Genomic DNA, 21195 nt, shown 5'->3' with positions numbered 1-21195 from the left:
TGCCCGCCGGATATGTCGCATTGTTGCGTGACCTGCCATTTTAGTGTCTCAATGACAAGCCAGGCGGATGCCCGCCGCGCGCCGCCCCGGCTAGCGCGCCACCAGCTTGCGCAGCCAGTCGAGCAGCACCGCCGGCAGCAGCTCGGGGCGCGGCAACAAGGCGTAGTGGTGGGCGCCGAACACCCGGGCCAGGTAGCCGGCGCCGTGGCGGTCGACGGTGAGGCAGAACGGCGCGATGCCGCCGCGCCTGGCCTCGGCGACGGCCTGGCGCAGGTCTTCGAGGCCGTAGCGGCCGTCGTACTGGTCGACGTCGTTGGGCTTGCCGTCGGACAGCAGCAACAGCAGGCGGTGCGCCGCCGTCTCGGCCATCAGTCCGGCGCTGGCGTCGCGCACGGCGGCGCCGGCGCGGGTGTAGTGCTCCGGCTCCAGGCCGGCGATGCGCAGCGCCACCTCGGGGCCGTAGCGTTCGTCGAAGCGTTTGACGTCGCGCACCACCACGCCCTGCGCGCCCTCGCCCGAGAAGGCTTGCACGCTGAAACGTTCGGCCAGGCCGTCGAGGGCGACGCAGACCAGCAGCAGCGCCTCGCGCTCGACGTCGATGACGCGCCGGCCCGGCGCGATCCAGCCGTCGGTCGAGCCGCTGACGTCGACCAGCAGGGTGATGGCCAGGTCGCGCCGGGCACGCCGTTGTTGGCTGTACAGGCGCGGTTCGAGCGGCAGGCCGGCGCGGCGCTCGGCCTGGCAGTCGAGCCAGGCCTGCAGGTCGATGCTGTCGCCGTCGAGCTGCTGGCGCAGGCGCAGCGGCTCGGCGCGCAGCAGCTCGAAACGGCGGCGGATGGCCTGCAGCATGCCGGCGTGGCGGGCCAGGGTCTGCTCCAGCCACTGCGCCGAGCCGGCCGGCGCCGGCAGCGCCAGCACGGTGGCGCCGGCCTGGTTGTAGTCGTCCAGGCGGTAGTCCCATTCCGGGTGGCGGCGGCGCGGCGGCGCGGCGCCGTGGCCGGCGGTGGCCGATGGCGGCGGCGCGGCGCCGCGCGGCGTGGGCGGATCGTCCGACAGCAGCACCTCGCGCGGCCGGCCGGGGCGGCTGACCAGGCGCGCCGCCGCCAGCTCGGACAGGGCGTCGGCGTAGTCGTCGGCGGCGTCGGTGTCGGCGCGGTCGGTCGGGCGTTGAAGGCCGAAGGGTCCTCGGCCTGCTCCTGCGGCTGGGCGGTCTGCACCATCAACATGCCCGGGCGCCGCGCCTCGTCCTCGCCTTCGGCGGCTTGGCGCACCTCTGGCCGGCGCGCCAGGCGGGCGCTGCGTGTCGGGCCGCGCGCGGCGCCCTCCTCTTCTTCCCCGGCGGCGGCGGCACGGGTGGCGGCGCCGGCGGCCGGCGGCAGCAGCGCCCCGCTCCACCAATCGTCCCACAGCAGGCGGCCGCGCGGCGCCACACCGGCGTGCTCCAGCTGCGCCGTCCAGGCCTCGGCGCGGACGCGGACCTCGGCCGGGCCGGCCGGCGGTGTACGGTGATCGGGCGCGGCTGCGGTGGCGGTGGCGGATAGCACGGATGGCGGCGAATCGGCGCGGCGCGCCGGGACGCCAGCCTGCCGGTCGCTGGAGCGCGGCTGCGCGCCTGCCTGCGGCATGCCGGCGTCGGCGCCGGCGGGCGCGACGGTGTCGTTGGAGGCGGAGTCCGGGCTTTCGACTTCCTGGGCCGGGAAAGCAGCGTCCTCGGCGAGCAGTTGGCGCGCCAGCAGCTCCAGCGGGCGCAGCGCCGGCGCGAAGGACGTCAACGGCGGACGCCGCGCCAGCGCCTCGGCACGCAGCGCGCGCAGCGGCGCCGCCATGCCGGGCAGCAGGCGGGCCAGCGCGTCGTCGGCGGCGCGCGCCTCGAGCACGAGATAGACTGCGGCGGCCAGTGTTTGCTGCGGCGGAGGAGCGCAGGCGGCGCTGCCGCGCACCGCGCGCATGGCCTGTTGCAGCGTCAGCACCCGGTAGCGCGCGGTGGCCGCCGCCGCGCTGTCGCCGGGGCCGAAGCTGGCCGGCAGCCAGATGTCCCGGCCGTCGGTGGCGGGCAGCGCGATGCCGTGGGCGGGCGCCTGGCCGGGGTGGAACATCTGGCCGAGCCAGGTCGGCGGCGCCGCCGGCTGGGCCACGCGCAGGCGGAAGTCGCGCTGGAAGACGGCGCCGGCGAGCAGCGACAGGCGCGGCGCCAGTTCGCTCAGTTGCAGCGGCGCCGGTGTGCGCGACGGCGGCCGGTGCCGGCGCCACCAGGCCATGGCGTAGCCGCTGGCGTGGCGCGCCACGTCGGTGATGACGTCTTCCGCTTCGGCCATCGCGGCGCCTACACGAAGCTGGCGTCGACCAGGTCGCGCATGGCGGCCAGCAGCACCGGTTCGTCCGACAGGGGCGCGACGATGGCGGCGTGGCAGGCCTGCTGCGGCGCGATGCCGCTGGCGATCAGACGGGCGGCGGCCACCAGCAGGCGCGTGCTGGGCACCTCGGCCAGGCCACGGTCGTGCAGGCCGCGCAGGCGCTGGGCCAGGGCGACCAGGGCGCGCGCCTGGCTGTGCGCGACGCCGCCCTCGCGCTCGACGATGGCGCTCTCGCGCTCGGGCGGCGGAAAGGTGAAGTCGAGCGCGACGAAGCGCTGGCGCGTGCTCGGCTTGAGGTCCTTGAGCATGCGCTGGTAGCCGGGGTTGTAGGAGACCACCAGCTGGAAGCCGGGCGCCGCCACCACGGTCTCGCCGGTCTTGTCGATCGGCAGGATGCGGCGGTGGTCGCTCAGCGGGTGCAGCACCACCACCGTGTCCTGGCGCGCCTCGACCACCTCGTCGAGGTAGCACAGGGCGCCCTGGCGGGCGGCGCGGGTGAGCGGGCCGTCCTGCCAGACGGTGCCGTCGGGGCCGAGCAGGAAGCGGCCGACCAGGTCGCTGGCGCTGAGCTCGTCGTGGCAGGAGATCGTCACCAGCGGCCGGCGCAGCCGCCAGGCCATGTACTCGACGAAGCGGGTCTTGCCGCAGCCGGTAGGCCTCTGATCATGACGGCCAATTGGCGGGCGTGGCATTGCTCGAACAACGCCACCTCGCCGCCGGCCGGCAGGTAGTAGGGTTCGTCGCCGCGCGCGACGTCGGCAGCGTCGCGGGTGCCGGGGTCGGCCGCGACGGGCGCGTTGGCGTCGGTACCGGCATGCGCCGCCACGCCGTCCGCCAACAGCCCTGCCCTGCCCGCTTCGGCGGCGCCCATCAGGCCCGGCCGGCAAGGGCGCCGCCTGAGTGTCGAGCTCGGTGTGCGGCGCGAAGCGGAAGAAGTCGATGATGAACAGGGCCACGCCGAGCGCGAAGATGGCGCCGGTGATGATCAACATGACGAAGTGGATCTGGATCTTCAGCTGGGTGTCGAGGAAGCCGAGGCCCATGATGCGCTCCAGATAGACCTGGCCGATGCCGGCGGTGGCGAACGACAGGGTCATGCCGAACATGCCGCCCAGTTGCAGCCAGAACGACCAGTAACCCATCGCCGTGCCCTCCTCCGGCCGCCGGGTCAGCGAGGGCGCGGCGAAGCTGATGATGGCCATGACGATCATGGCGTAGGCGCCGTAGAAGGCGGCGTGGCCGTGCATGGCGGTGATCAGGGTGCCGTGGGTCCACTTGTTGACCGACGGGAAGGTGTGCGCCAGGCCCAGCAGGCCGGCGCCGAACAGGGTGAAGACGGCGCTGCCGACGGTCCAGTGCAGGGCCAGCTTGTTGGGGTGGGCCATGCCGGAGCGGCGGATGGTGGAGTAGGCGTAGATGGCCATGCCGACCAGGGCGACCGGCTCGAGCGCGCTGAACAGGCCGCCGATGGGCAGCCAGTAGGACGGCACGCCGACCCAGTAGTAGTGGTGGGCGGTGCCGAGGATGCCGGCGATGAAAACCAGGCCGACGATGACGTAGAGCCATTTCTCCATCACCTCGCGGTCGGCGCCGGACAGGCGGATCAGCAAATAGGCCAGGATGCCGCCCTGGATCATTTCCCACACGCCCTCGACCCACAGGTGGATGGTCCACCAGCGGTAGTAGATGGAGACGGTGTAGTTGTCGAACTGCAGCAGCGCCGGCAGGTAGAGCAAGGCGCCCAGGCCCAGGCCTGCGATCAGCACGCCCTCGGTGGTGGTGAGGCGGCCGGACTTCTTGATGGTCATGCCTATGTTGTAGAGGAACATCAGCATCACCACGACGATGACGATCTTGTGCGGCAGCGGCTGCTCGAGCAGCTTGTTGCCGGTGCCGAAGCGGAACAGGTAGCCGACGATGGCGGTGACACCCATCAGCACCCACAGCACCAGCTGGACGTAGGCCAGCTTGACGCTGTGCAGCTCGACGCGCGACTCGTCCGGCACCACCCAGTAGGTGGCGCCCATGAAGCCGCACAGCACCCAGACGATCAACAGGTTGGTGTGGATGACCTTGGTGACGTCGAAGGGCAGGATGTAGAGCAATGGATCGGGGCCGAGGTATTTGGTGGCCGACAGCAGGCCGAACACCAGTTGCAGCCCGAACAGGGCGACGGCGACGGCGAAGTACCAGTAGGCGACCGCTTGCGATTTATATCTCATGGCGAAACTCCGGCGTGACGGACGGTGGGGTGGCGGCGGGCGGCGGGCAGCGGGCAGCGCTGGCGGACTCGGCGGAGTCGGCGCGGCGGCGCCGCGGTGCGGGGCGTGGCGGGCCGGCATGGCGCTATTTCAAGGAGGACAGGTAGGCGACCAGCTGCTCGATCTGCGCCGGCGTCAGGTCCTTGCCGTAGCCGGGCGGCATGAAGGAGGCGCCGCCGGCCGAGTACATGGCGCCCGGCACCAGGTGGGCGCTGGGCGCGGTGACCGACTCGCGGATGTAGCCGGCCAGGTCGCTGGCCTTGCCGTGGTAGGCGCCGGACTTGAGCAGCGCGGCGCTGCGCGCCGCCAGCCCGGCCAGCGAGGCCCGGCCAGGTTGACGCCGGGGGCGATCGAGTGGCAGGCGACGCAGGCCGGCGCGGCGTTGCGGAACACGTGCTCGCCGAGCGCGATCGGGTCGTCGCCGCTGGCCACCGGCCGCCCGCCCGGCGCGACCGCCTGGCCGGGCGCGGCGTCGCTGCCGGGGAAGGTGGCGCCGGACACCAGCAGCGGACGCGGCGGCCAGTTCTGGTTGTCGACGTTGCTGACCCAGTCGAGGAAGGCGATCAGGTCGCCGATGTCGCGCTCGCTCAGGTTAGCTGCTTGGGCATCAGGCGGCGGTGCCGCGTTTCGTCGTAGAAGCGCGACGGGTCGCGCAGGTAGGCGGTGAGGTAGGTGGCGCCGCGCAGCTTGGTGATCTTGGTCAGGTCGGGCGCGTAGTAGGCGCCCTCGCCGAACACGGTGTGGCAGTTGATGCAGTTGTTCTTGTGCCAGACGTCCTTGCCGCGCTTGACCTCGGCGGTGATCTTGTCGGCGTGGGTGAGTTGGTCGAACTGGCGGTGGCTGTCGAGCGTGAGGCCGAGAAAGGCGGCGCTGGCGACCACGGTGGCGCCGATGGCGAAGTGGCGGGCTTGTCGCTTGTTCATGCCGCCTCCTAGACGCTGATGGCCGGCCAGTACTTCAGCGCCGTGTAGCCGGCGTAGCCGACGGCGGCGGCCATCAGCACGATGACCAGGTAGGCGAACAGGCGAACGGGAACGATCCAAGCTTGCATACGACCTCCGTGAGAGGAACAGCAGGATGGCGGGCGCCAAGACGGCGCGCGGCGTCGGGCAAATGTAAAAAAATTGACATTTCGTTTCCGTGGCCCGGACCCACGGACACCAGAGTAAGCCGATCCGCACCATTGTGGCAAGGCAAATCTTGCAAATATTCTATCGTGCAAGGCACAAGATTGGCCGGACTTGGCGCCCCGCCTTGGCGCGCCGCCTTGGCGCCCCGCCTTGGCGCACCGGCGTGGTGCGCCAGCGCTGGCATGGTTCTTGATTGTCACAGATGGTAAGAAGGCTAATTGAAGGCTACAACAGGGGGAAGGCGAACCATGAACAAATTCTTCAACGAAATGACCTGTGACGGCCTGGATCTGCGCGCCAGCGCCGATATCCGCGAGCACTACCGCGAATTCTGCGGCTGGTTGCAGCGGCAGAGTCCGGAAACCATCGCCCGCAAGCGCGCCGAGGCCGATTTGAGCTTCCGCCGCGTCGGCATCACCTTCGCCGTGTATGGCGACGGCGCCGGCACCGAGCGGCTGATTCCCTTCGACACGATTCCGCGCATCATCCCGGCGCCGGAGTGGGCGCAGTTGCAGCGCGGCCTGGTGCAGCGCGTCAAGGCGCTCAACATGTTCATCCACGACATCTACCACGAGCAGAACATCATCAAGGCCGGCATCATCCCGGCCGAGCAGATCTACCGCAACGCCCAGTACCGGCCGGAGATGCAGGGCATATCCGTGGCCTCGGACATCTACGCCCACATCGCCGGGGTCGACATCGTGCGCGCCGGCGCCGGCGAGTTCTACGTGCTGGAGGACAATTTGCGCGTGCCCTCGGGCGTCTCCTACATGCTGGAGGACCGCAAGATGATGATGCGGCTGTTCCCCGAGCTGTTCGCGCGCAACAAGATCGCCCCGGTCGACCACTACCCCGACCTGTTGCTCGACAACCTGCGCTCGGTGGCGCCGATGGGCGTCGACGACCCGACGGTGGTGGTGATGACGCCGGGCATGTACAACTCGGCCTACTTCGAGCACGCCTTCCTGGCCCAGCAGATGGGCGTCGAGCTGGTCGAGGGCAAGGACTTGTTCGTCAGCGACAACCACGTCTACATGCGCACCACCCACGGCCCGAAGCGGGTCGACGTGATCTACCGCCGCCTCGACGACGACTTCCTCGATCCGCTGGCCTTCCGGCCCGACTCCTCGCTCGGCGTGCCGGGCCTGCTGTCGGTCTACCGCGCCGGCCGCGTCACGCTGGCCAACGCCATCGGCACCGGCGTCGCCGACGACAAGTCGATCTACCCCTTCGTGCCGGACATGATCAAGTTCTACCTGAGCGAGGAGCCGGTGCTCAACAACGTGCCGACCTACCAGTGCCGCAAGGCCGAAGGACCTGGCCTACACCCTGGCCCACCTGCCGGAGCTGGTGGTCAAGGAGGTGCACGGCGCCGGCGGCTACGGCATGCTGGTCGGCCCGGCCGCCAGCCGCGCCCAGATCGAGGACTTCCGCGCCCGCCTGATCGCCAAGCCGGACGGCTACATCGCCCAGCCGACCCTGGCCTTGTCGGCCTGCCCCACCTATGTCGAGAGCGGCATCGCGCCGCGGCATATCGACCTGCGCCCGTTCGTGCTGTCGGGCAAAACCATTTCGATGGTGCCGGGCGGGCTGACCCGCGTCGCCCTGGAGGAAGGCTCGCTGGTGGTCAACTCCTCGCAGGGCGGCGGCACCAAGGACACCTGGATACTCGAAGCCACGGAGGAAACACCATGCTGAGCCGCACCGCCGACCACCTGTTCTGGATGGCGCGCTACACCGAGCGCGCCGAAAACACCGCCCGCATGCTCGACGTCAACGTGCAGACCTCGATGCTGCCGCAGTCCGAGCAGGACGCCGCCCGTGGCTGGCGCGCCCTGCTCGGCATCTCCGAGCTGCAGGAGGCCTTCGACCGCAAGTACGCCGCGCCGCTGGCGCGCGAGGTGATCGACTTCATGGTGCGCGACCCGGACAACCCCTCCTCGATCGCCGCCTGCCTGACCGAGGCGCGCGAGAACGCCCGCGCCGTGCGCGGCACCCTGACCACCGAGGTGTGGGAGACGCAGAACCAGACCTGGCTGGACCTGAACAAGCGGCTGGCCGACGGCGTGCTGCAACACGACCCCAGCCAGTTCTTCGAATGGGTCAAGTACCGCTCGCATTTGTCGCGCGGCGTCACCCTGGGCACCATGCTGCGCGACGAGGCGGTGCATTTCATCCGCCTGGGCACCTTTTTGGAGCGCGCCGACAACACCGCGCGCATCCTCGACGTGAAGTTCCACGGCGCCAAGCGGAGCGCGCCGGGCGAGGAGATGTCGCAGCGCGACTTCTACTACTGGGCGGCGCTGCTGCGCTCGGTGTCCGGCTTCGAGATCTACCGCAAGGTCTACCGCGACGTGATCACGCCGGGCCGCATCGCCGAGCTGCTGATGCTGCGCGCCGACATGCCGCGCTCGCTGTTGGCCTGCATGGACGAGGTGCTCAACAACCTGCGCATGGTGCGCAACGACCTGTCGGCCGACACCGAGCGCTGCGCCGGCAAGCTGCACGCCGAGCTACAGTTCGGCAACATCGACGACATCCTCAAGGCCGGCCTGCACGACACGCTGACCGCCTTCCTGCAGAACATCTACGAACTGGGCAACCGCGTCAGCCGCGATTTCCTGGTGCCGCTTGCGGCTTGACGACAAAGGCCACGCGATGCGACTTTCTATCCGCCATGAGACCCGGTATGCCTACAGCACGCCGCTGGCCTACACCATCCAACAGCTGCACCTGACGCCGCGCGTCGAGGCGCAGCAGCACGTGCTGTCGTGGAGCCTGGGCACGCCGGGCCACGTGCAGGCCTACGCCGACGCCTATGCCAACCAGTCGCACATGCTGACCCTGACCCAGCCGCACCAGTCGCTGGCCATCGTCGCCCACGGCCTGGTGGAGACCAGTTGTCCGCCGCAAGGGCGGATGGGCGGCGCCGAGGCGCTGTCGCCGCTGGTGTTCACGGTGGCCACCCATTTGACGGCGGCGACGCCGGCGATCCTCGAGCTGGCCGCCGCCTGCCTGCCGGACGGCAAGGCGCAGACCCGCCACCTGATGCTGCTGGCCGAGCACATTTTTGGTGCGGTGCGCTACCAAAGCGGTGCGACCGCCGTCACCAGCACGGCCAGCGAGGCGCTGGCGCTGGGCCAGGGCGTGTGCCAGGACCACGCCCACCTGTTCCTGGCCTGCTGCCACGCCCACGGCATTCCGGCGCGCTACGTGTCCGGCTACATCGACCCGGAGACCAGCGACCACGCCGCCAGCCACGCCTGGGTCGACGCCTGGGCCGAGGACCGCGACTATGCCGGCTGGGTCAGCATCGACGTGACCCACGCGCGCTTGATGACGGACGCCTATTGCCGCCTGGCGGTGGGCCGCGACTACGACTCGGCGGCGCCGATCCGCGGCGTGCGCCGGGGCGGCGGCACCGAGTCGCTCAGCGTCGACGTGCAGATCGTGCAGCAGTGAGGCCGCGGCGGCGCCTGATGCCATGCATTTAAGCTGCCGGGAAAGCTAAGACCACCCGACGGCGGAGAGCCAGGGTCAGACCCTAGGGTCTGACCCTAGAATTTTGCCGCTGGTTTTTGCTGGCGGCACCAGCGCCGGTAGCGGAGTTTGGCGTGGCGGCGGGCGGCGCTGCGGTAGAATCACCTTTTTACCTTTTCAAGTTTCCACCATGACTTATTGTGTAGGCATGCGCCTCGACGCCGGACTGGTGTTTCTGTCCGATTCGCGCACCAACGCCGGGGTCGACCAGGTCGGCACCTTCCGCAAGCTGAACGTGTTCGAGCAGCCGGGCGAGCGGATGATGGTCATGATGACCGCCGGCAACCTGTCGATTTCGCAGTCGATCCGCCAACTGGTGGCCGAGCACGTCGGCGCCGACGGCGTCAGCGTGTGGAACGCGGCGAACATGTACGAGGCGGCCCGCATCGTCGGCGAGGCGGTGCGCACGGTGCACGCGCGCGACGCCAAGGCGCTGGCCGAGTTCGGCATCGAGTTCAACGTCAGCATCCTCTTCGGCGGCCAGGTCAAGGGCGAGCGCTGCCGGCTGTTCCAGATCTATTCGGCCGGCAATTTCATCGAGTCGCAGAACGAGAACACCTATTTCCAGATCGGCGAGGCGAAGTACGGCAAGCCCATCCTCGACCGCGTGGTGACGCCGGCCACCTCGCTCGACGAGGCGGCCAAGTGCGCGCTGATCTCGATGGACTCGACCTTGCGCTCGAACGTCTCGGTCGGCCTGCCGCTGGACCTGCTGGTGTACGAGAACGACACGCTGGCGGTGACCCGCTTCGCCACCATCGACGAGCGCAACCAGTATTTCCAGATGATCCGCAGCAGCTGGGGCCAGCAGCTCAAGCACGTCTTCGAGGGGCTGGACGATCCGGTCTGGAACGCCGCCGCCGACGCCACCAGCAACGTGCTGTCGTCGGCCAAACTGGGCAGCGCGCCGGTGCGGCTGGCGCCGCCGGGCCACGAGCCGTGCGCCGGCCAGGCCGGCGCGCCGCTGCAAACGCTGGCGCAACAGTTCGGCGCCGGCCAGCCGTAGCGCGCCGGCCGCGCCCGGACGGCGCTCAGGTGGCGCTGTGGACGGCGGCGTCGCCGCCCGGCGCCAGGGTCAGCTGCGGCAGGGTCAGGGTGAAGCAGGCGCCCAGGCCGGGCGCGCTGCTGACCTCGATGCTGCCGCGCAGCGCCGTGGTCACCAGGTTGTAGGCGATGTGCAGGCCCAGGCCGCTGCCGCCCTGCCCCAGGCGGGTGGTGAAGAAGGGGTCGAACACGCGGCCCAGGTCGGCCTGCGGGATGCCGACGCCGTCGTCGCTGACGCGCAACACCACGCCCCGCCCCGTGTCCGGCTCGGCGGCGATGCCGATGTTGCCGCTGGCGCCGTCGACGAAGGCGTGCAGCAGGGCGTTGTCGAGCAGGTTGCTGAGGACGTGGCCGAGGGCGCCGGGGCAGCTGTCGAGCACGATGTCGGGCGCGATCGTGCTGCACACCCGCTGGCCGCTGTCGCGGATGGCCGGCGCCAGCGCGGCCAGGATGGCGTCGACGGTGGCGGCCAGGTTGAAGCTGCGCCGGCTCATGCTGGCCTGGTCGACGGCGACCTGCTTGAAGCTGCCGACCAGTTTGGCGGCCTGGCCCAGGCTGCGCATCAGGATGTCGCTGCCCTGGTGGACGGTCTGGACGAACTCGCGCATCTGGCCGCGGGTGAGGCCTGCTCCATCCGGCCGGCGAACTCCTCGACGTGGAACTGCAGCGTGCTGGCCGCCATCAGGCTGTTGCCGATCGGCGTGTTGAGCTCGTGCGAAACGCCGGCCACCAGCGAGCCGAGCGCGGCGTTCTTCTCCGAGCGCAGCAGTTCGGCCTGCATGCGGGTCAGCGTGCTCAGCGCCAGGTTCAGTTGTTCGTTGCTCTGCTGCAGCTTGGCGGCGTCGCTCTTCTGTTGCGCGATGGCGGCCAGCAATTCGGCGTTGGAGGCCAGCAGGCGCTCCTGCTGCTCGATCAACTTGAAGTCGCTCTCGATGCTTTTTTTGATCTCCCACAACAATTCGACGTATTTTTCGCGGAAGTTGCGCGTCTTGTTGTCCAACACGCAGATGGTGCCGAACACCTCGTCGTCCGGCCAGAGCAGCGGCACGCCGAGGTAGGACACCATGTTCAGGGCAATGTCGGGATTGTGTTCCCAGTGGGGGTCGTGCAGCGCGTTGGGAACGTGCAACAAGGCGCGGCTGGCCATCACGGTTTCGCAGTACAGGCCGGTGTTCAGCTTGGCCTTCTCGTTCGCCTCATAGGGGTTGCCCGGCTTGTGGGCCGAGACCAGCACCTCGATCTGGCTGGGCAGCACCCGCATGATCAGGCCGGCGGGAACGTCGAAGATGTCGGCCATGACGTTGGTGGTGTCCTGCCATTTCGCCAGAAAGTTCTCTGGAATCTCGTGGGATTGGTAAGCCACTGGCTGTCCTTCGCATCAGCAAGCGGGGCCGGGGCGCCGCTCTGGATTGGGCCGCCGCCGCTGGCCAGCCACCGGGCCATTATACGCCGCCAAGCCGCGCCGCCCGCCGGGACGGGGCGGCGGCGCGGTAAAATGCCGTTCTATTATGCAATTTTGCAACCCTTCTTGGAGCACGCCATGCCAGATCCACTCGCCGGCGCCGCCGACGCCGCGGTTTTCAACGTCGACACGCTGCTCAACTACATGGGCGGCGAGGCCAAGGGCCGCGCCACGGTGGCCAAGATCGTCGGCGACGCCTGCGCCGACGGCGACGCGCCGCTGCTGGCCGCCGCCGCCGCGCTGTCCGGGCAACATTATGCGGCGGCCGGCAAGATCCTGCACAGCCTGCGCGGCTCGCTCGGTTCGCTCGGCGCCAAACGCTTCGTCGTCAGCGCGCTGGCGCTCGAGCAGGCGCTCAACGAAGGCCGCCTGGACGAGCTCGACCGCTTGTTCGGCGAGGTTTCCGCCGAGTACCACTTGTTACTCGGTGCCGCCGCCGGCTGGCTGGCGGCGGCGGCCTAGTGCCCGCGCTATCACCGAATACTTGATCTACCGCGTGGAAACGGGTGGAATATTCAGCTTTTATGAATTAAACTGGATGTTGCAGTGCGGGAATTCATCCATTGTGTCGGCGCCGATACGGCGTTAACGAATGGTTACACTTGTTACAGCGAAACGGGCGTCCGTCCAAGGTGTGCCGATTTGTTCATGCTAAGATCGCCACCGTCATGGTCGAAACGGCCGCCGCGCCCGGCGCCGGCGCCGGCTCGAACCGGAGGCAAGATTGCGTATTTTGCAATTTTCCTTACTGCAAGTATAATGGTGCGCCGCGTCGCGGCCGAACCGTCCGCCACACGCGATGCGGCACGCCCTGGTGTCAACTAAAGGTTACAAGTACATGGAATTATTCAACAAGTCGGGTTTGCTGGTGTCGTCGCTGCTGGTGGCGGTGGGCGCCCTGATCGCCTGCCAGGCGCATGAGGACGCCATGCCGCCGGCCAACGTGATCGAGGCCGCCGCGCTGCACATCGGCCCGGTCGGCCAGAGCGCCGCCGAGCGCCGTCTGCGCGAATGGGCCGAGCAGGGCTCGCCGGTGGCCCAGCGCGAACTGGCGCTGCGCTACCAGGCCGACCCGTCCAAGCACGGCGAGGCCGTGCGCCTGCTCGAGCGCGCCGCCCGCGCCGGCGACAGCCAGGCCGCCGTCAATCTGGAAACCATGTACCGCCAGGCCAGCGCGCTGAACAGCCCGGCCACCGCCAACGAATTGAGCGCCAGCCGCATGCTCAAGGAAGTCATCGCCCCGCCCAGCGTCGGCCTGAGCCGCTACTAGGCGCCCCGCGCCGTCGCCGAGCGAACGCCATGGACCGATTGCGCGCCTTGGAAGTGTTCGTCGAAGTGGTCCGCAAGGACGGCTTCGCCCGCGCCGCCGAGGCGCTCGGCACCTCGCCGGCCAACGTCACCCGCTATATCGGCGAACTCGAAGCCCACCTGCAGACCCGCCTGCTCAACCGCAGTTCGCGCAAGATGTCGCTGACGCCCGGCGGCGAGGCCTTGTTCGAGCGCGCCAAGGGCATCCTCGACGACGTCGCCGAGGCCGAGGCGCTGGTCTCCGCGGCGACGCTGCGGCCGCGCGGCCTGCTGCGCCTGAACGCGCCGCTCAGCTTCGGCGTGTTGCAGCTGGCGCCGCTGTGGGCCAAGTTCATGCGCCGGTATCCCGAGATCGAGCTCGACGTGTCGCTGGGCGACCGCGTGGTCGACCTGGTCGAGGACGGCTACGACCTGGCGGTGCGCATCTCGCGCGCCGGCGCCAGCAGCAACGTGGCGCGCCGGCTGGCCACCTCGCGCAACATCGTCTGCGCCGCGCCGGCCTACCTGGCCGAGCACGGCGCGCCGGCCACCCCGGCCGCGCTGCTCGGCCACCGCTGCATCGGCTACCGCTACGCCGCCAGCGCCGACGAGTGGCAGTTCAGCGACGCCGCCGGCCGGCCCCATCCGGTCACGGTGCGCTGCGCGATGCACACCAACAACGGCGACACCGCCCGCGCCGCCGCCCTCGACGGCCTGGGGGTGATCTGGCAACCCAGCTTCCTGGTCGGCGCCGACGTGCGCGCCGGCCGCCTGGTGCAACTGCTGCCCGACTACCGTCTGCCCGACATCGACGTGCTGGCGGTGTACCCGAGCCGGCGCCAGCTGGGCGCCAAGGTCAGGGTGATGATCGATTTCCTGGTCGCCGAGTTCGCCGGCGTGCCGCCCTGGGAGCGGGCCGACTGAGGCGGGCCGGGGGCCGGCGCGCGCCGCGCGCCGCCGTCCTTAGAGTGCCGCTCCCCGGCCTTGTATCCGTCCGCCCGATTGATCGAGGTCATGCCCGCCGTGGCGGGCAAGACCGATACTGAACTCCGCCCTCGCCCGCAGCGGCTTTGTTCAGGAGGAAACGTGACGATGAATCGAGCCGAAGCGCCGGCCGGGCCGGCGCCCCGCCAAGCGCAGTTTCTCGACAGCCTGGCCGCCTTCACCCAGCAGCACCGGGTCGGCAACTGGACCGGCAGCTTCGCCGATTTCATGGCGCAGGTCCTGCCGCGCGCGCCGCTGCTGCTGGCGCGCAACTCGCACCAATACATCTGGGACATGCTGCGCCGGACCGGCGACGCCGCGCCCGGCGGCGGCGCGCCCGGCCGCCTGTTCGCCGACGAGTTGTTCGGCATCGACGAGGCGATCGCCCGCGTCGGCGACTACTTCAAGGCGGCGGCGGCCGGCTCCGAGGTGGGGCGGCGCCTGCTGTTGCTGCTGGGGCCGCCGTCGGGCGGCAAGTCGACGCTGGTGATCCTGCTCAAGCGCGGCCTCGAGGAGTACAGCTACACCGAGGCAGGCGCGCTGTACGCCATCGCCGGCTGCCCGCTGCACGAGTCGCCGCTGCACCTGGTGCCGCACACCCTGCGCGGCCAGCTGCGCGACAGCTACGGCATCGACGTGCGCGGCGAGCTGTGTCCGCACTGCCGCGCCGGCCTCGAGCAGCAGCACGCCGGCGACTTCCTGCGCATGCCGGTCGAGCGCGTCTACCTGTCGGAGGCCGGCCGCTGCGGCATCGGCACCTACGCGCCGCACGACCCGACCACCGCCGACCTGGCCGACCTGGTCGGCTCGGTCGACCTGTCCAAGGTGGCCCAGTACGGCGACGAGGGCGACCCGCGCGCCTGGTCGTGGTCGGGCGCCGTCTACGCCGCCAGCCGCGGCGTGCTGGAGATGATCGAGATCCTCAAGGTCAAGCGCGAATTCCTCTACCTGCTGCTCACCCTTACGCAGGAGAACAACGTCAAGGTCTCGCGCTTCCCGCTGATCTACCTCGACGAGACCATCCTGGCGCACACCAACCTGGCCGAGTTCCGCAAGTTCCTGCAGGAGGGCGAGAACGAGAGCCCTGCTCGACCGCATGGTCATCGTCCAGGTGCCCTACACCCTGGACTACCGCGAGGAGGCGCGCATCTACCGCAAGCTGATCCTGTCGGCCGCGCCGGCCTTCCGCCAGGTGCACCTGGACCCGCACGTGCTGCACGCGGCGGCCGTGTTCGCCATCCTCAGCCGGCTGCGCGAGGGCGAGGACAAGGACGCCGAGCTGGTCAAAAAGGTGCGCCTGCACGCCGGCGAGGAGGTCGAGGGGGTCAACCAGGCCGAGGCCAGGCGCCTGCGCGAGCGCGAGCTGGCGCCCGACGAGGGGCCTGTCGGGCGTCTCGCCGCGCTTCGTCATCAACGCCCTGTCGAACGCCATCATCCAGTCGGCGCAAAACAGCCTGAGCACGATGGACCTGCTGCTGGCGCTCAAGGACGGCATCGAGAGCGACGCCCGCATCGAGCCCAAGCGCAAGCGCCGCTGGGTCGACTTCCTGGTGCTCACGCGCAAGGACTTCTACAACCGCTGGGTCAAGGAGGACGTCCACAAGGCGCTGTTCGTCTCCTTCGAGCAGGAGGCCCAGGAGCTGCTCGGCAAGTATCTCGACGAGGTCGAGGCGATGCTCGACAACCGCCAGGTCAAGGGCCCCATCACCAGCGAGGAGCGGCGGCCCGACGAGCGCTTCCTCCGCGCCGTCGAGGAGAAGATCCACATCTCCGACTCGGGCAAGCAGTCGTTCCGCCAGGAGGTGGTGCGCAAGGCGATGGGCGCCTTCAAGCGCGGCGAGCGCTTCGGCCTGGGCAGCCACGCCCCGCTCAACGACGCCGTCCAGCAATACCTGTTCGAGCAGCGGCGCGACGTGCTGCGCCTGGTCAGCTCGGCCAAGCGGCCCGACGACGAGGTGCGCAGCAAGGTCTCGGCGGTCGAGCGGCGCCTGGTCGAGGAGTACGGCTACGACGCGCACAGCGCCCGCGAGGCGCTCAACTACGTGACCACCCTGCTGGCGCAGGAATGAGCGGGGTGGCGCGATGGCCGAACCGTCCTCCCCCGCCAGCGACTGGTACCAGCTGTTCTCGCGCGGCGCGCGCGACTGGCTGCGCCACAACGACAAGGTGCGCGAGGCGGTGCGCGGCCACCTGCCCGAGCTGATCGCCGGCCCCGAGCTGATGACGGGCGGCGCCGAGCGCACCGTGCAGGTGCCGGTGCGCCTGCTCGAGCACGCCCGCTTCCGCCTGGCCGAGGCGCGCCACGCCGCCGGCGCCGGCCAGGGCGACGGCCAGCCGGGCGACGTGCTGCGCCCGGCGCGCGAGCCGGCCGACGGCGCCGGCGGCGAGTCCGGCGGCGGCGCCGCCGAGGGCGCCGTGCGCCTGCTGCTCGAATTCTCCGTCGACGACATCGTCGACTGGCTGTGGGACGAGCTCAAGCTGCCCCGGCTGGAACCGCGCCAGGGCGGCCCGCTGAGCGAACCGGAGCTGGTGCGCGAGGGCTGGGACAAGCGCGGCGCCCGCTCGCGGCTGGACCGGCGCCGCACCGTCAAGGAGGCCATCAAGCGCCGCGCCGTGCAGGACGACCCCCTGCCCTTCGTCAACGAGCGACCTGCGCTTCCGCCAGTTGACGGCGCGCAAGCGGCCGAGCACCAGCGCCGTCGTCTTCTTCGTGCTCGACGCCTCGGCCAGCATGGGCGAGGCCGAGCGCACCCTGGCCAAGACCTTCTTCTTCTTCGCCCTGCAGGCGCCTGCGGCGGGCCTACCGCCAGGTCGAGACGCGCTTCCTGGCGCACACCACCCAGGCCTGGGAGTTCGCCGAGGCCGATTTCTTCCAGGTCAGCGGCAGCGGCGGCACCATCGCCTCGTCGGCCTTCCGCCTGGCCCTGGCCCTGCTGCGCGAGCGGTACGCCGCCAGCCGCTACAACAGCTACCTGTTCTACGCCTCCGACGGCGAGAACTTCACCGAGGACCGGGCGGCGGCCGGCCAGGGCCTGGGCGAGCTGGCGCGCCGGCTCAACTACCTGGCCTACGCCGAGACGGTGCCGGGCGCCGGGCGCGGCGTGGACACCGAGATGCACCGCCTGTGCGCCGAGCTGGTCCGCCGCGGCCTGCCGGTCGGCAGCAGCGTGCTGGCCAGCGGCGCCGACGTCTGGCCGGCGCTGCGCAGCTTCCTCGGCCACGCGGCGCGGGCGGAGGACGGGCCATGATGCCGGCGCCGCTGGACGGCTACGCCGAGCGCATCGCCGCGCTGGCGCGGGCGCAGGGGCTGGACTTCTACCCGGTCGACTTCGAGCTGGTGCCGGCCAACTTCATGCTGGAGGTGGCCGTCTACGGCCTGCCGGTGCGCATGCGCCACTGGTCCTTCGGCGTGCGCTACATCCACCAGCTGGTGCAGCAGCACATGGGCCATTCGCGCATCTTCGAGGTGATGTTCCCGGGCGATCCCTGCCGCGCCTACATGATGGACGCCAACAGCCTGGCCGAGAACACCCTGGTCGCCGCCCACGTGCTGGGCCACGCCGACTTCGCCCGCAACAACGCCCTGTTCACCCGCTTCATGCAGATGGCCGGCGGCGACATCCTCGCGCGCAGCGCGGCCCGGGCGCGGCGCATCGAGGCGGCGCTGGCGCGCCACGGCCAGCAGCGGGTCGAGGCGGTGCTCGACGCCGCGCTGGCGCTCGAGCCGCACATCGACGTCAACGCCGCGCTGCACCGGCCCGACTATCCGGCGGCGCCGGAAGGCGCCGTCGAGCGCGCCGCCGGCCCCTTCGAGCGCCGTTTCCAGGCCCTGCCCGGCGCCGCCGCGCCGCCGCCGGCGCGGGCAGAGGCGCCGGCGCTGCCGCCGTGGCCCGAGTCGGACCTGTTGTGGTTCATCGCCCGCCACGCGCCCGAGCTCGACGACTGGGAGCGCGACATCTTCCTCGCCGTGCGCGAGGAGGCCTACTATTTCTATCCGGTGTACGCCTGCCAGATCATGAACGAGGGCTGGGCCTCGTACTGGCACGCCCGCCTGCTGCGCGAGGCCCACTTCCTGCCGCCCGCGCTGTACCTGGAGGCGATCAAGTCGCACTCGGACGTGGTGCGCCCCTACGGCGGCGAGCGCCAGTTGGCGCTGGCGCTGAACCCCTACCACCTGGGCTTTTCGATGTGGGAGCACATCGTCGAGCAGCGCGGCATGGCCGAGGCGCGCCGCATCTGCCGCGACGAGGATGACTTCGGCTTCGTGCGCAACTACCTGGACGAGGCGCTGGCGCAGCGGCTCGGGCTGTTCGTCTACGAGACCCGGGTCGACGGCGAGACGCGGGTCGCCAGCCGCGACCTGGCGGCCGTGCGCGAGGCCATCCTGGCGCCGCGCTACCACTACGGCGCGCCGTCGATCGCCGTCAAGCGCCTGCACGCCGACGGCAGCCTGCTGCTGGCGCACGACCACCTGGCCGACGGCCGCGGCCTCGACCTGGCCCAGGCCGAGCGGGTGCTCGACTATGTGGCGCGGGTGTGGCGCCGGCCCGTCGCGCTCGACACGGTGGATTTCCGCGGCGGCGGCCGCCGCGTCGAGGCCGGCGGCGGCAAGCAGCCGCCCCGGTCCGCCGGCTAGGGCGGCGAGGGCGCGCTAGCGCGGCGGGCCCAGGTTGCCGACATACCAGTGGATCGCCTGGCGCAGGCCGCGCGCCACGTCGTGCGTGGGCGCGTAGCCCAGCAGCGCCGCCGCCTTGCCGATGTCGGCCTGCGAATGGCGCACGTCGCCGGCGCGGAAGTCGGCATAGTCGGGGCGGTAGTCGCGCAGATGGGGGAAGCGCTCGACCAGCAGGCCGTGCAGCATCAGGTAGAGCTCGTTGAGCGAGGTGCGCGCGCCGACGGCGACGTTGTAGACCTGGTTGGGCGCCGCCGGGTTGTCGCTCAGCGCCGCCAGCAGGTTGGCCTGCACCACGTTGCCGACGAAGCAGAAGTCGCGGCTGCTCTCGCCGTCGCCGTGGATCAGCAGGCGGCGGTCGTGGATCAGCGCGGCGATCCAGCGCGGGATCACCGCCGCGTAGTCGCCCTCCGGGCCTGGCGCGGGCCGAACACGTTGAAGTAGCGCAGGCCGATCGCCTGGCCGCCGTAGCAGCGGGCGAACACCTCGGCGTACAGCTCGTTGACCGACTTGCTCAGGGCGTAGGGCGAGAGCGGCCGGCCGCTGCGCCCCTCTTGCTTGGGCAGCGCCGCGTCGTCGCCGTAGCTGGCGCTCGAGGCGGCGTAGACCAGGCGGGCCACGCCGGCGTCGCGGGCGGCCAACAGCAGCTTGAGGAAGCCGCCGACGTTGATGTCGTTGCACAGCAGCGGCTCGGCGATCGAGCGCGGCACCGAGCCCAGCGCGGCCTGGTGCAGCACGTAGTCGACGCCGGCGCAGGCCTGGCGGCACTGGCCGAGGTCGCGGATGTCGCCGTCGATCAGGCAGAAGCGCTCCCAGGCGCGCGGCCCGACCGCCGCGCGCACCTGCTCCAGGTTGTGGCGGTGGCCGGTGAGGAAGTTGTCCAGGCCGGTGACGCGCTGGCCCAGTTCGAGCAGGGCCTCGAGCAGGTTCGAGCCGATGAAGCCGGCCACGCCGGTGACCAGCCAGTGGTGGCGGCGCTGGCCGAGCTGTTCGCGGGCGCGCTGGTAGGCCGACTCGGCCGGCGCGCCGTTGCCGTAGTCGGCCGCCATCACAGCCGCCACAGGCGCAGCCCGGCCTCGCGCAGGGCCAGCGGGTCGAAGCGCGACTTGACGTCGATGAAGCAGCCCTGCGGCTTGACCTTGGCCAGCAAGTCGGCCAGCGGCCGCGCCAGCAGGGCGCGGTGCGACACGGCGCAGACCAGGGCGTCGGCGGCCGGCAGCTCGTCCCACGGGCACAGCGCGATGGCGTACTCGCGCTCGGCCTCGGCGGGGTCGGCCAGCGGATCGTGCACCCGCACGCGCAGGCCGTAGGACTCGAGCTCGCGCACCAGGTCGGCGACCTTGGAGTTGCGCAGGTCGGCGCAGTTCTCCTTGAAGGTCAGGCCCAGCACGTTGACGCAACAGTCGCGCAGGCGCAGGCCGGCGCGCACCATCTCCTTGACGGTCTGCTCGGCGACGTACTTGGCCATGCCGTCGTTGATGCGGCGCCCGGCCAGGATCACCTGCGGGTGGTAGCCGAGCATCTCGGCCTTGTGGGTCAGGTAGTAGGGGTCGACGCCGATGCAGTGGCCGCCCACCAGGCCCGGGCTGAAGGGCAGGAAGTTCCACTTGGTGCCGGCCGCCTGCAGCACCTCCTGGGTGTCGATGCCGAGCTTGTCGAAGATGATCGCCAGCTCGTTCATCAGCGCGATGTTCAGGTCGCGCTGGGTGTTTTCGATCACCTTGGCCGCCTCGGCCACGCGGATGCTCGAGGCGCGGTGCACGCCGGCCGCCACCACCCCCTCGTACAGGGCGGCGACGCGCTCGAGCGTGGCGTCGTCGTCGGCGGCGACGATCTTGCGGATCGACGCCAGCGTGTGCTCGCGGTCGCCCGGGTTGATGCGCTCGGGCGAGAAGCCGACGTGGAAGTCGCGCCGCCACTGCAGGCCGGAGTGGCGCTCGAGCAGGGGGATGCAGACCTCCTCGGTGGCGCCGGGATAGACGGTCGACTCGTAGACGACGACGGCGCCGCGCTTCATGTGGCGGCCGACCGCCTCGCTGGCGCCGGCCAGCGCGGAGAAGTCGGGGTTGTGGGCGGCGTCGACCGGCGTCGGCACGGCCACCACGATGCAGTCGGCGGCGGCCAGCTCGGCCGGATCGCAGCCCATGCTGAGCCATTTGGCGGCGGCGAAGCGGGCGGCGTCGACCTCGCCGGCCGGGTCGATGCCGCGCCGGTAGCTGGCCACCTTGCGCGCCGACAGGTCGACGCCGATGGTGCGCTGGCGCGCGCCGAAGGCCACCGCCAGCGACAAACCGACATATCCCAAACCCACTACCGCCACGACGTCCATATCGTCCCCCCGCGTTCCAGATGGTTGGCCAGCGCGGCGCCCGCCCGTGCGGGGCGAGCGCCTGAGGCGATTCTACGGGGCCGCCGCCGGCCCCGCTTGAGGCGGCACAAGGGCGCGCCGCTTGGGCCGCAA

The 21195-nt window shown here is 70.7% G+C and carries 16 protein-coding genes and 8 pseudogenes; 16 read left to right on the top strand and 8 right to left on the bottom strand.

Translation table 11 applies throughout. From position 1 onward, the window contains the following. Positions 1-90 precede the first annotated feature (90 nt). Positions 91-1407 (bottom strand): nitric oxide reductase activation protein NorD, encoded by a 1317-nt coding sequence (locus QC826_RS13385; protein WP_279766029.1) that lies wholly within the window; start codon positions 1405-1407, stop codon positions 91-93. A 216-nt stretch (positions 1408-1623) separates the two neighbouring features. Between QC826_RS13385 and QC826_RS13380 the strand changes: the two genes are divergently transcribed. Then, positions 1624-1884, top strand: coding sequence for a hypothetical protein (locus tag QC826_RS13380; protein WP_279766028.1), 261 nt, complete (start codon positions 1624-1626; stop codon positions 1882-1884). A gap of 147 nt (positions 1885-2031) precedes the next feature. Continuing rightward, positions 2032-2265 (top strand): hypothetical protein, encoded by a 234-nt coding sequence (locus QC826_RS13375; protein ID WP_279766027.1) that lies wholly within the window; start codon positions 2032-2034, stop codon positions 2263-2265. 58 nt (positions 2266-2323) lie between these two features. On the opposite strand, the pseudogene QC826_RS13370 reads toward QC826_RS13375, so the two are convergent. From QC826_RS13370 to QC826_RS13360, 3 genes and pseudogenes are all read right to left on the bottom strand, one after another. Continuing rightward, positions 2324-3081: pseudogene (locus QC826_RS13370) on the bottom strand (CbbQ/NirQ/NorQ/GpvN family protein). A 256-nt stretch (positions 3082-3337) separates the two neighbouring features. Next, positions 3338-4576 (bottom strand): annotated as a pseudogene (locus QC826_RS13365) (cbb3-type cytochrome c oxidase subunit I); the annotation flags it as partial. 626 nt (positions 4577-5202) lie between these two features. Continuing rightward, positions 5203-5538, bottom strand: a complete 336-nt coding sequence (locus tag QC826_RS13360; RefSeq protein WP_279766026.1) for a c-type cytochrome — start codon at positions 5536-5538, stop codon at positions 5203-5205. A gap of 455 nt (positions 5539-5993) precedes the next feature. Between QC826_RS13360 and QC826_RS13355 the strand changes: the two are divergent. The 4 genes and pseudogenes from QC826_RS13355 (at position 5994) to QC826_RS13340 (ending at position 10291) form a co-directional block, all read left to right on the top strand. Next, positions 5994-7443 (top strand): annotated as a pseudogene (locus QC826_RS13355) (circularly permuted type 2 ATP-grasp protein). Further along, positions 7437-8387, top strand: a complete 951-nt coding sequence (locus QC826_RS13350; protein ID WP_093389661.1) for an alpha-E domain-containing protein — start codon at positions 7437-7439, stop codon at positions 8385-8387. Before QC826_RS13355 ends, QC826_RS13350 begins: the two are co-directional and overlap by 7 nt. 16 nt (positions 8388-8403) lie before the next feature. Continuing rightward, positions 8404-9207 carry a transglutaminase domain-containing protein gene (locus tag QC826_RS13345; RefSeq protein WP_093389660.1) on the top strand — a complete coding sequence of 268 codons (804 nt, stop codon included), beginning with the start codon at positions 8404-8406 and terminating at the stop codon, positions 9205-9207. Between the two features lie 208 nt (positions 9208-9415). Next, a complete protein-coding gene (locus QC826_RS13340) occupies positions 9416-10291 on the top strand; it encodes a peptidase (protein WP_279766025.1) in 876 nt (291 codons plus the stop codon). 25 nt (positions 10292-10316) lie between these two features. Here the strand turns inward: QC826_RS13340 and QC826_RS13335 are convergent, their stop codons facing one another. Next, on the bottom strand, positions 10317-10937 hold the full coding sequence (locus QC826_RS13335; RefSeq protein ID WP_279766024.1) for a sensor histidine kinase: 621 nt from the start codon (positions 10935-10937) through the stop codon (positions 10317-10319). Next, the gene (locus tag QC826_RS13330) at positions 10892-11692 is read right to left on the bottom strand and encodes a GAF domain-containing protein (RefSeq protein ID WP_279766023.1); all 801 of its coding nucleotides are present in this window, start codon (positions 11690-11692) and stop codon (positions 10892-10894) included. The genes QC826_RS13335 and QC826_RS13330 overlap by 46 nt, the downstream gene beginning before the upstream one ends. Positions 11693-11869: 177 nt before the next feature. Here QC826_RS13330 and QC826_RS13325 point away from each other — a divergent pair, with 177 nt between their 5' ends. From QC826_RS13325 to QC826_RS13280, 10 genes and pseudogenes are all read left to right on the top strand, one after another. Then, complete coding sequence (locus tag QC826_RS13325) at positions 11870-12253, top strand: Hpt domain-containing protein (RefSeq protein ID WP_279766022.1); 384 nt, start codon at positions 11870-11872, stop codon at positions 12251-12253. Between the two features lie 376 nt (positions 12254-12629). Next, positions 12630-13061 (top strand): hypothetical protein, encoded by a 432-nt coding sequence (locus QC826_RS13320; protein WP_279766021.1) that lies wholly within the window; start codon positions 12630-12632, stop codon positions 13059-13061. A 29-nt stretch (positions 13062-13090) separates the two neighbouring features. Next, on the top strand, positions 13091-14002 hold the full coding sequence (locus QC826_RS13315; protein ID WP_279766020.1) for a LysR family transcriptional regulator: 912 nt from the start codon (positions 13091-13093) through the stop codon (positions 14000-14002). Positions 14003-14092: 90 nt separating this feature from the next. Continuing rightward, a pseudogene (locus QC826_RS13310) lies at positions 14093-15085 on the top strand (serine protein kinase); the annotation flags it as partial. A gap of 73 nt (positions 15086-15158) precedes the next feature. After that, positions 15159-15269, top strand: a pseudogene (locus tag QC826_RS13305) (hypothetical protein); the annotation flags it as partial. Between the two features lie 175 nt (positions 15270-15444). Next, positions 15445-16131 carry a hypothetical protein gene (locus QC826_RS13300; RefSeq protein WP_313872881.1) on the top strand — a complete coding sequence of 229 codons (687 nt, stop codon included), beginning with the start codon at positions 15445-15447 and terminating at the stop codon, positions 16129-16131. Between the two features lie 13 nt (positions 16132-16144). After that, a pseudogene (locus tag QC826_RS13295) lies at positions 16145-16627 on the top strand (DUF444 family protein); the annotation flags it as partial. 100 nt (positions 16628-16727) lie between these two features. Then, positions 16728-16778 (top strand): annotated as a pseudogene (locus QC826_RS13290) (hypothetical protein); the annotation flags it as partial. A 73-nt stretch (positions 16779-16851) separates the two neighbouring features. Further along, a complete protein-coding gene (locus QC826_RS13285; protein ID WP_313872880.1) occupies positions 16852-17310 on the top strand; it encodes a DUF444 family protein in 459 nt (152 codons plus the stop codon). After that, positions 17307-18698 carry a SpoVR family protein gene (locus QC826_RS13280; protein ID WP_279766475.1) on the top strand — a complete coding sequence of 464 codons (1392 nt, stop codon included), beginning with the start codon at positions 17307-17309 and terminating at the stop codon, positions 18696-18698. The genes QC826_RS13285 and QC826_RS13280 overlap by 4 nt, the downstream gene beginning before the upstream one ends. A gap of 15 nt (positions 18699-18713) precedes the next feature. Here the strand turns inward: QC826_RS13280 and QC826_RS13275 are convergent. Together QC826_RS13275 and QC826_RS13270 are read right to left on the bottom strand one after the other, a co-directional pair. After that, positions 18714-19783 (bottom strand): annotated as a pseudogene (locus tag QC826_RS13275) (SDR family oxidoreductase). Further along, positions 19783-21063: a nucleotide sugar dehydrogenase gene (locus tag QC826_RS13270; protein WP_093389652.1), complete on the bottom strand. Its 1281-nt coding sequence runs from the start codon at positions 21061-21063 to the stop codon at positions 19783-19785. Before QC826_RS13270 ends, QC826_RS13275 begins: the two are co-directional and overlap by 1 nt. Positions 21064-21195: the final 132 nt, after the last annotated feature.

Source organism: Rugamonas sp. DEMB1 (assembly GCF_029834475.1).
Classification (GTDB): Bacteria; Pseudomonadota; Gammaproteobacteria; order Burkholderiales; family Burkholderiaceae_D; genus Rugamonas; species Rugamonas rubra.
Note: the sequence above shows the minus strand (reverse complement) of the source record. Positions and strands in the feature narration are given on the sequence as shown.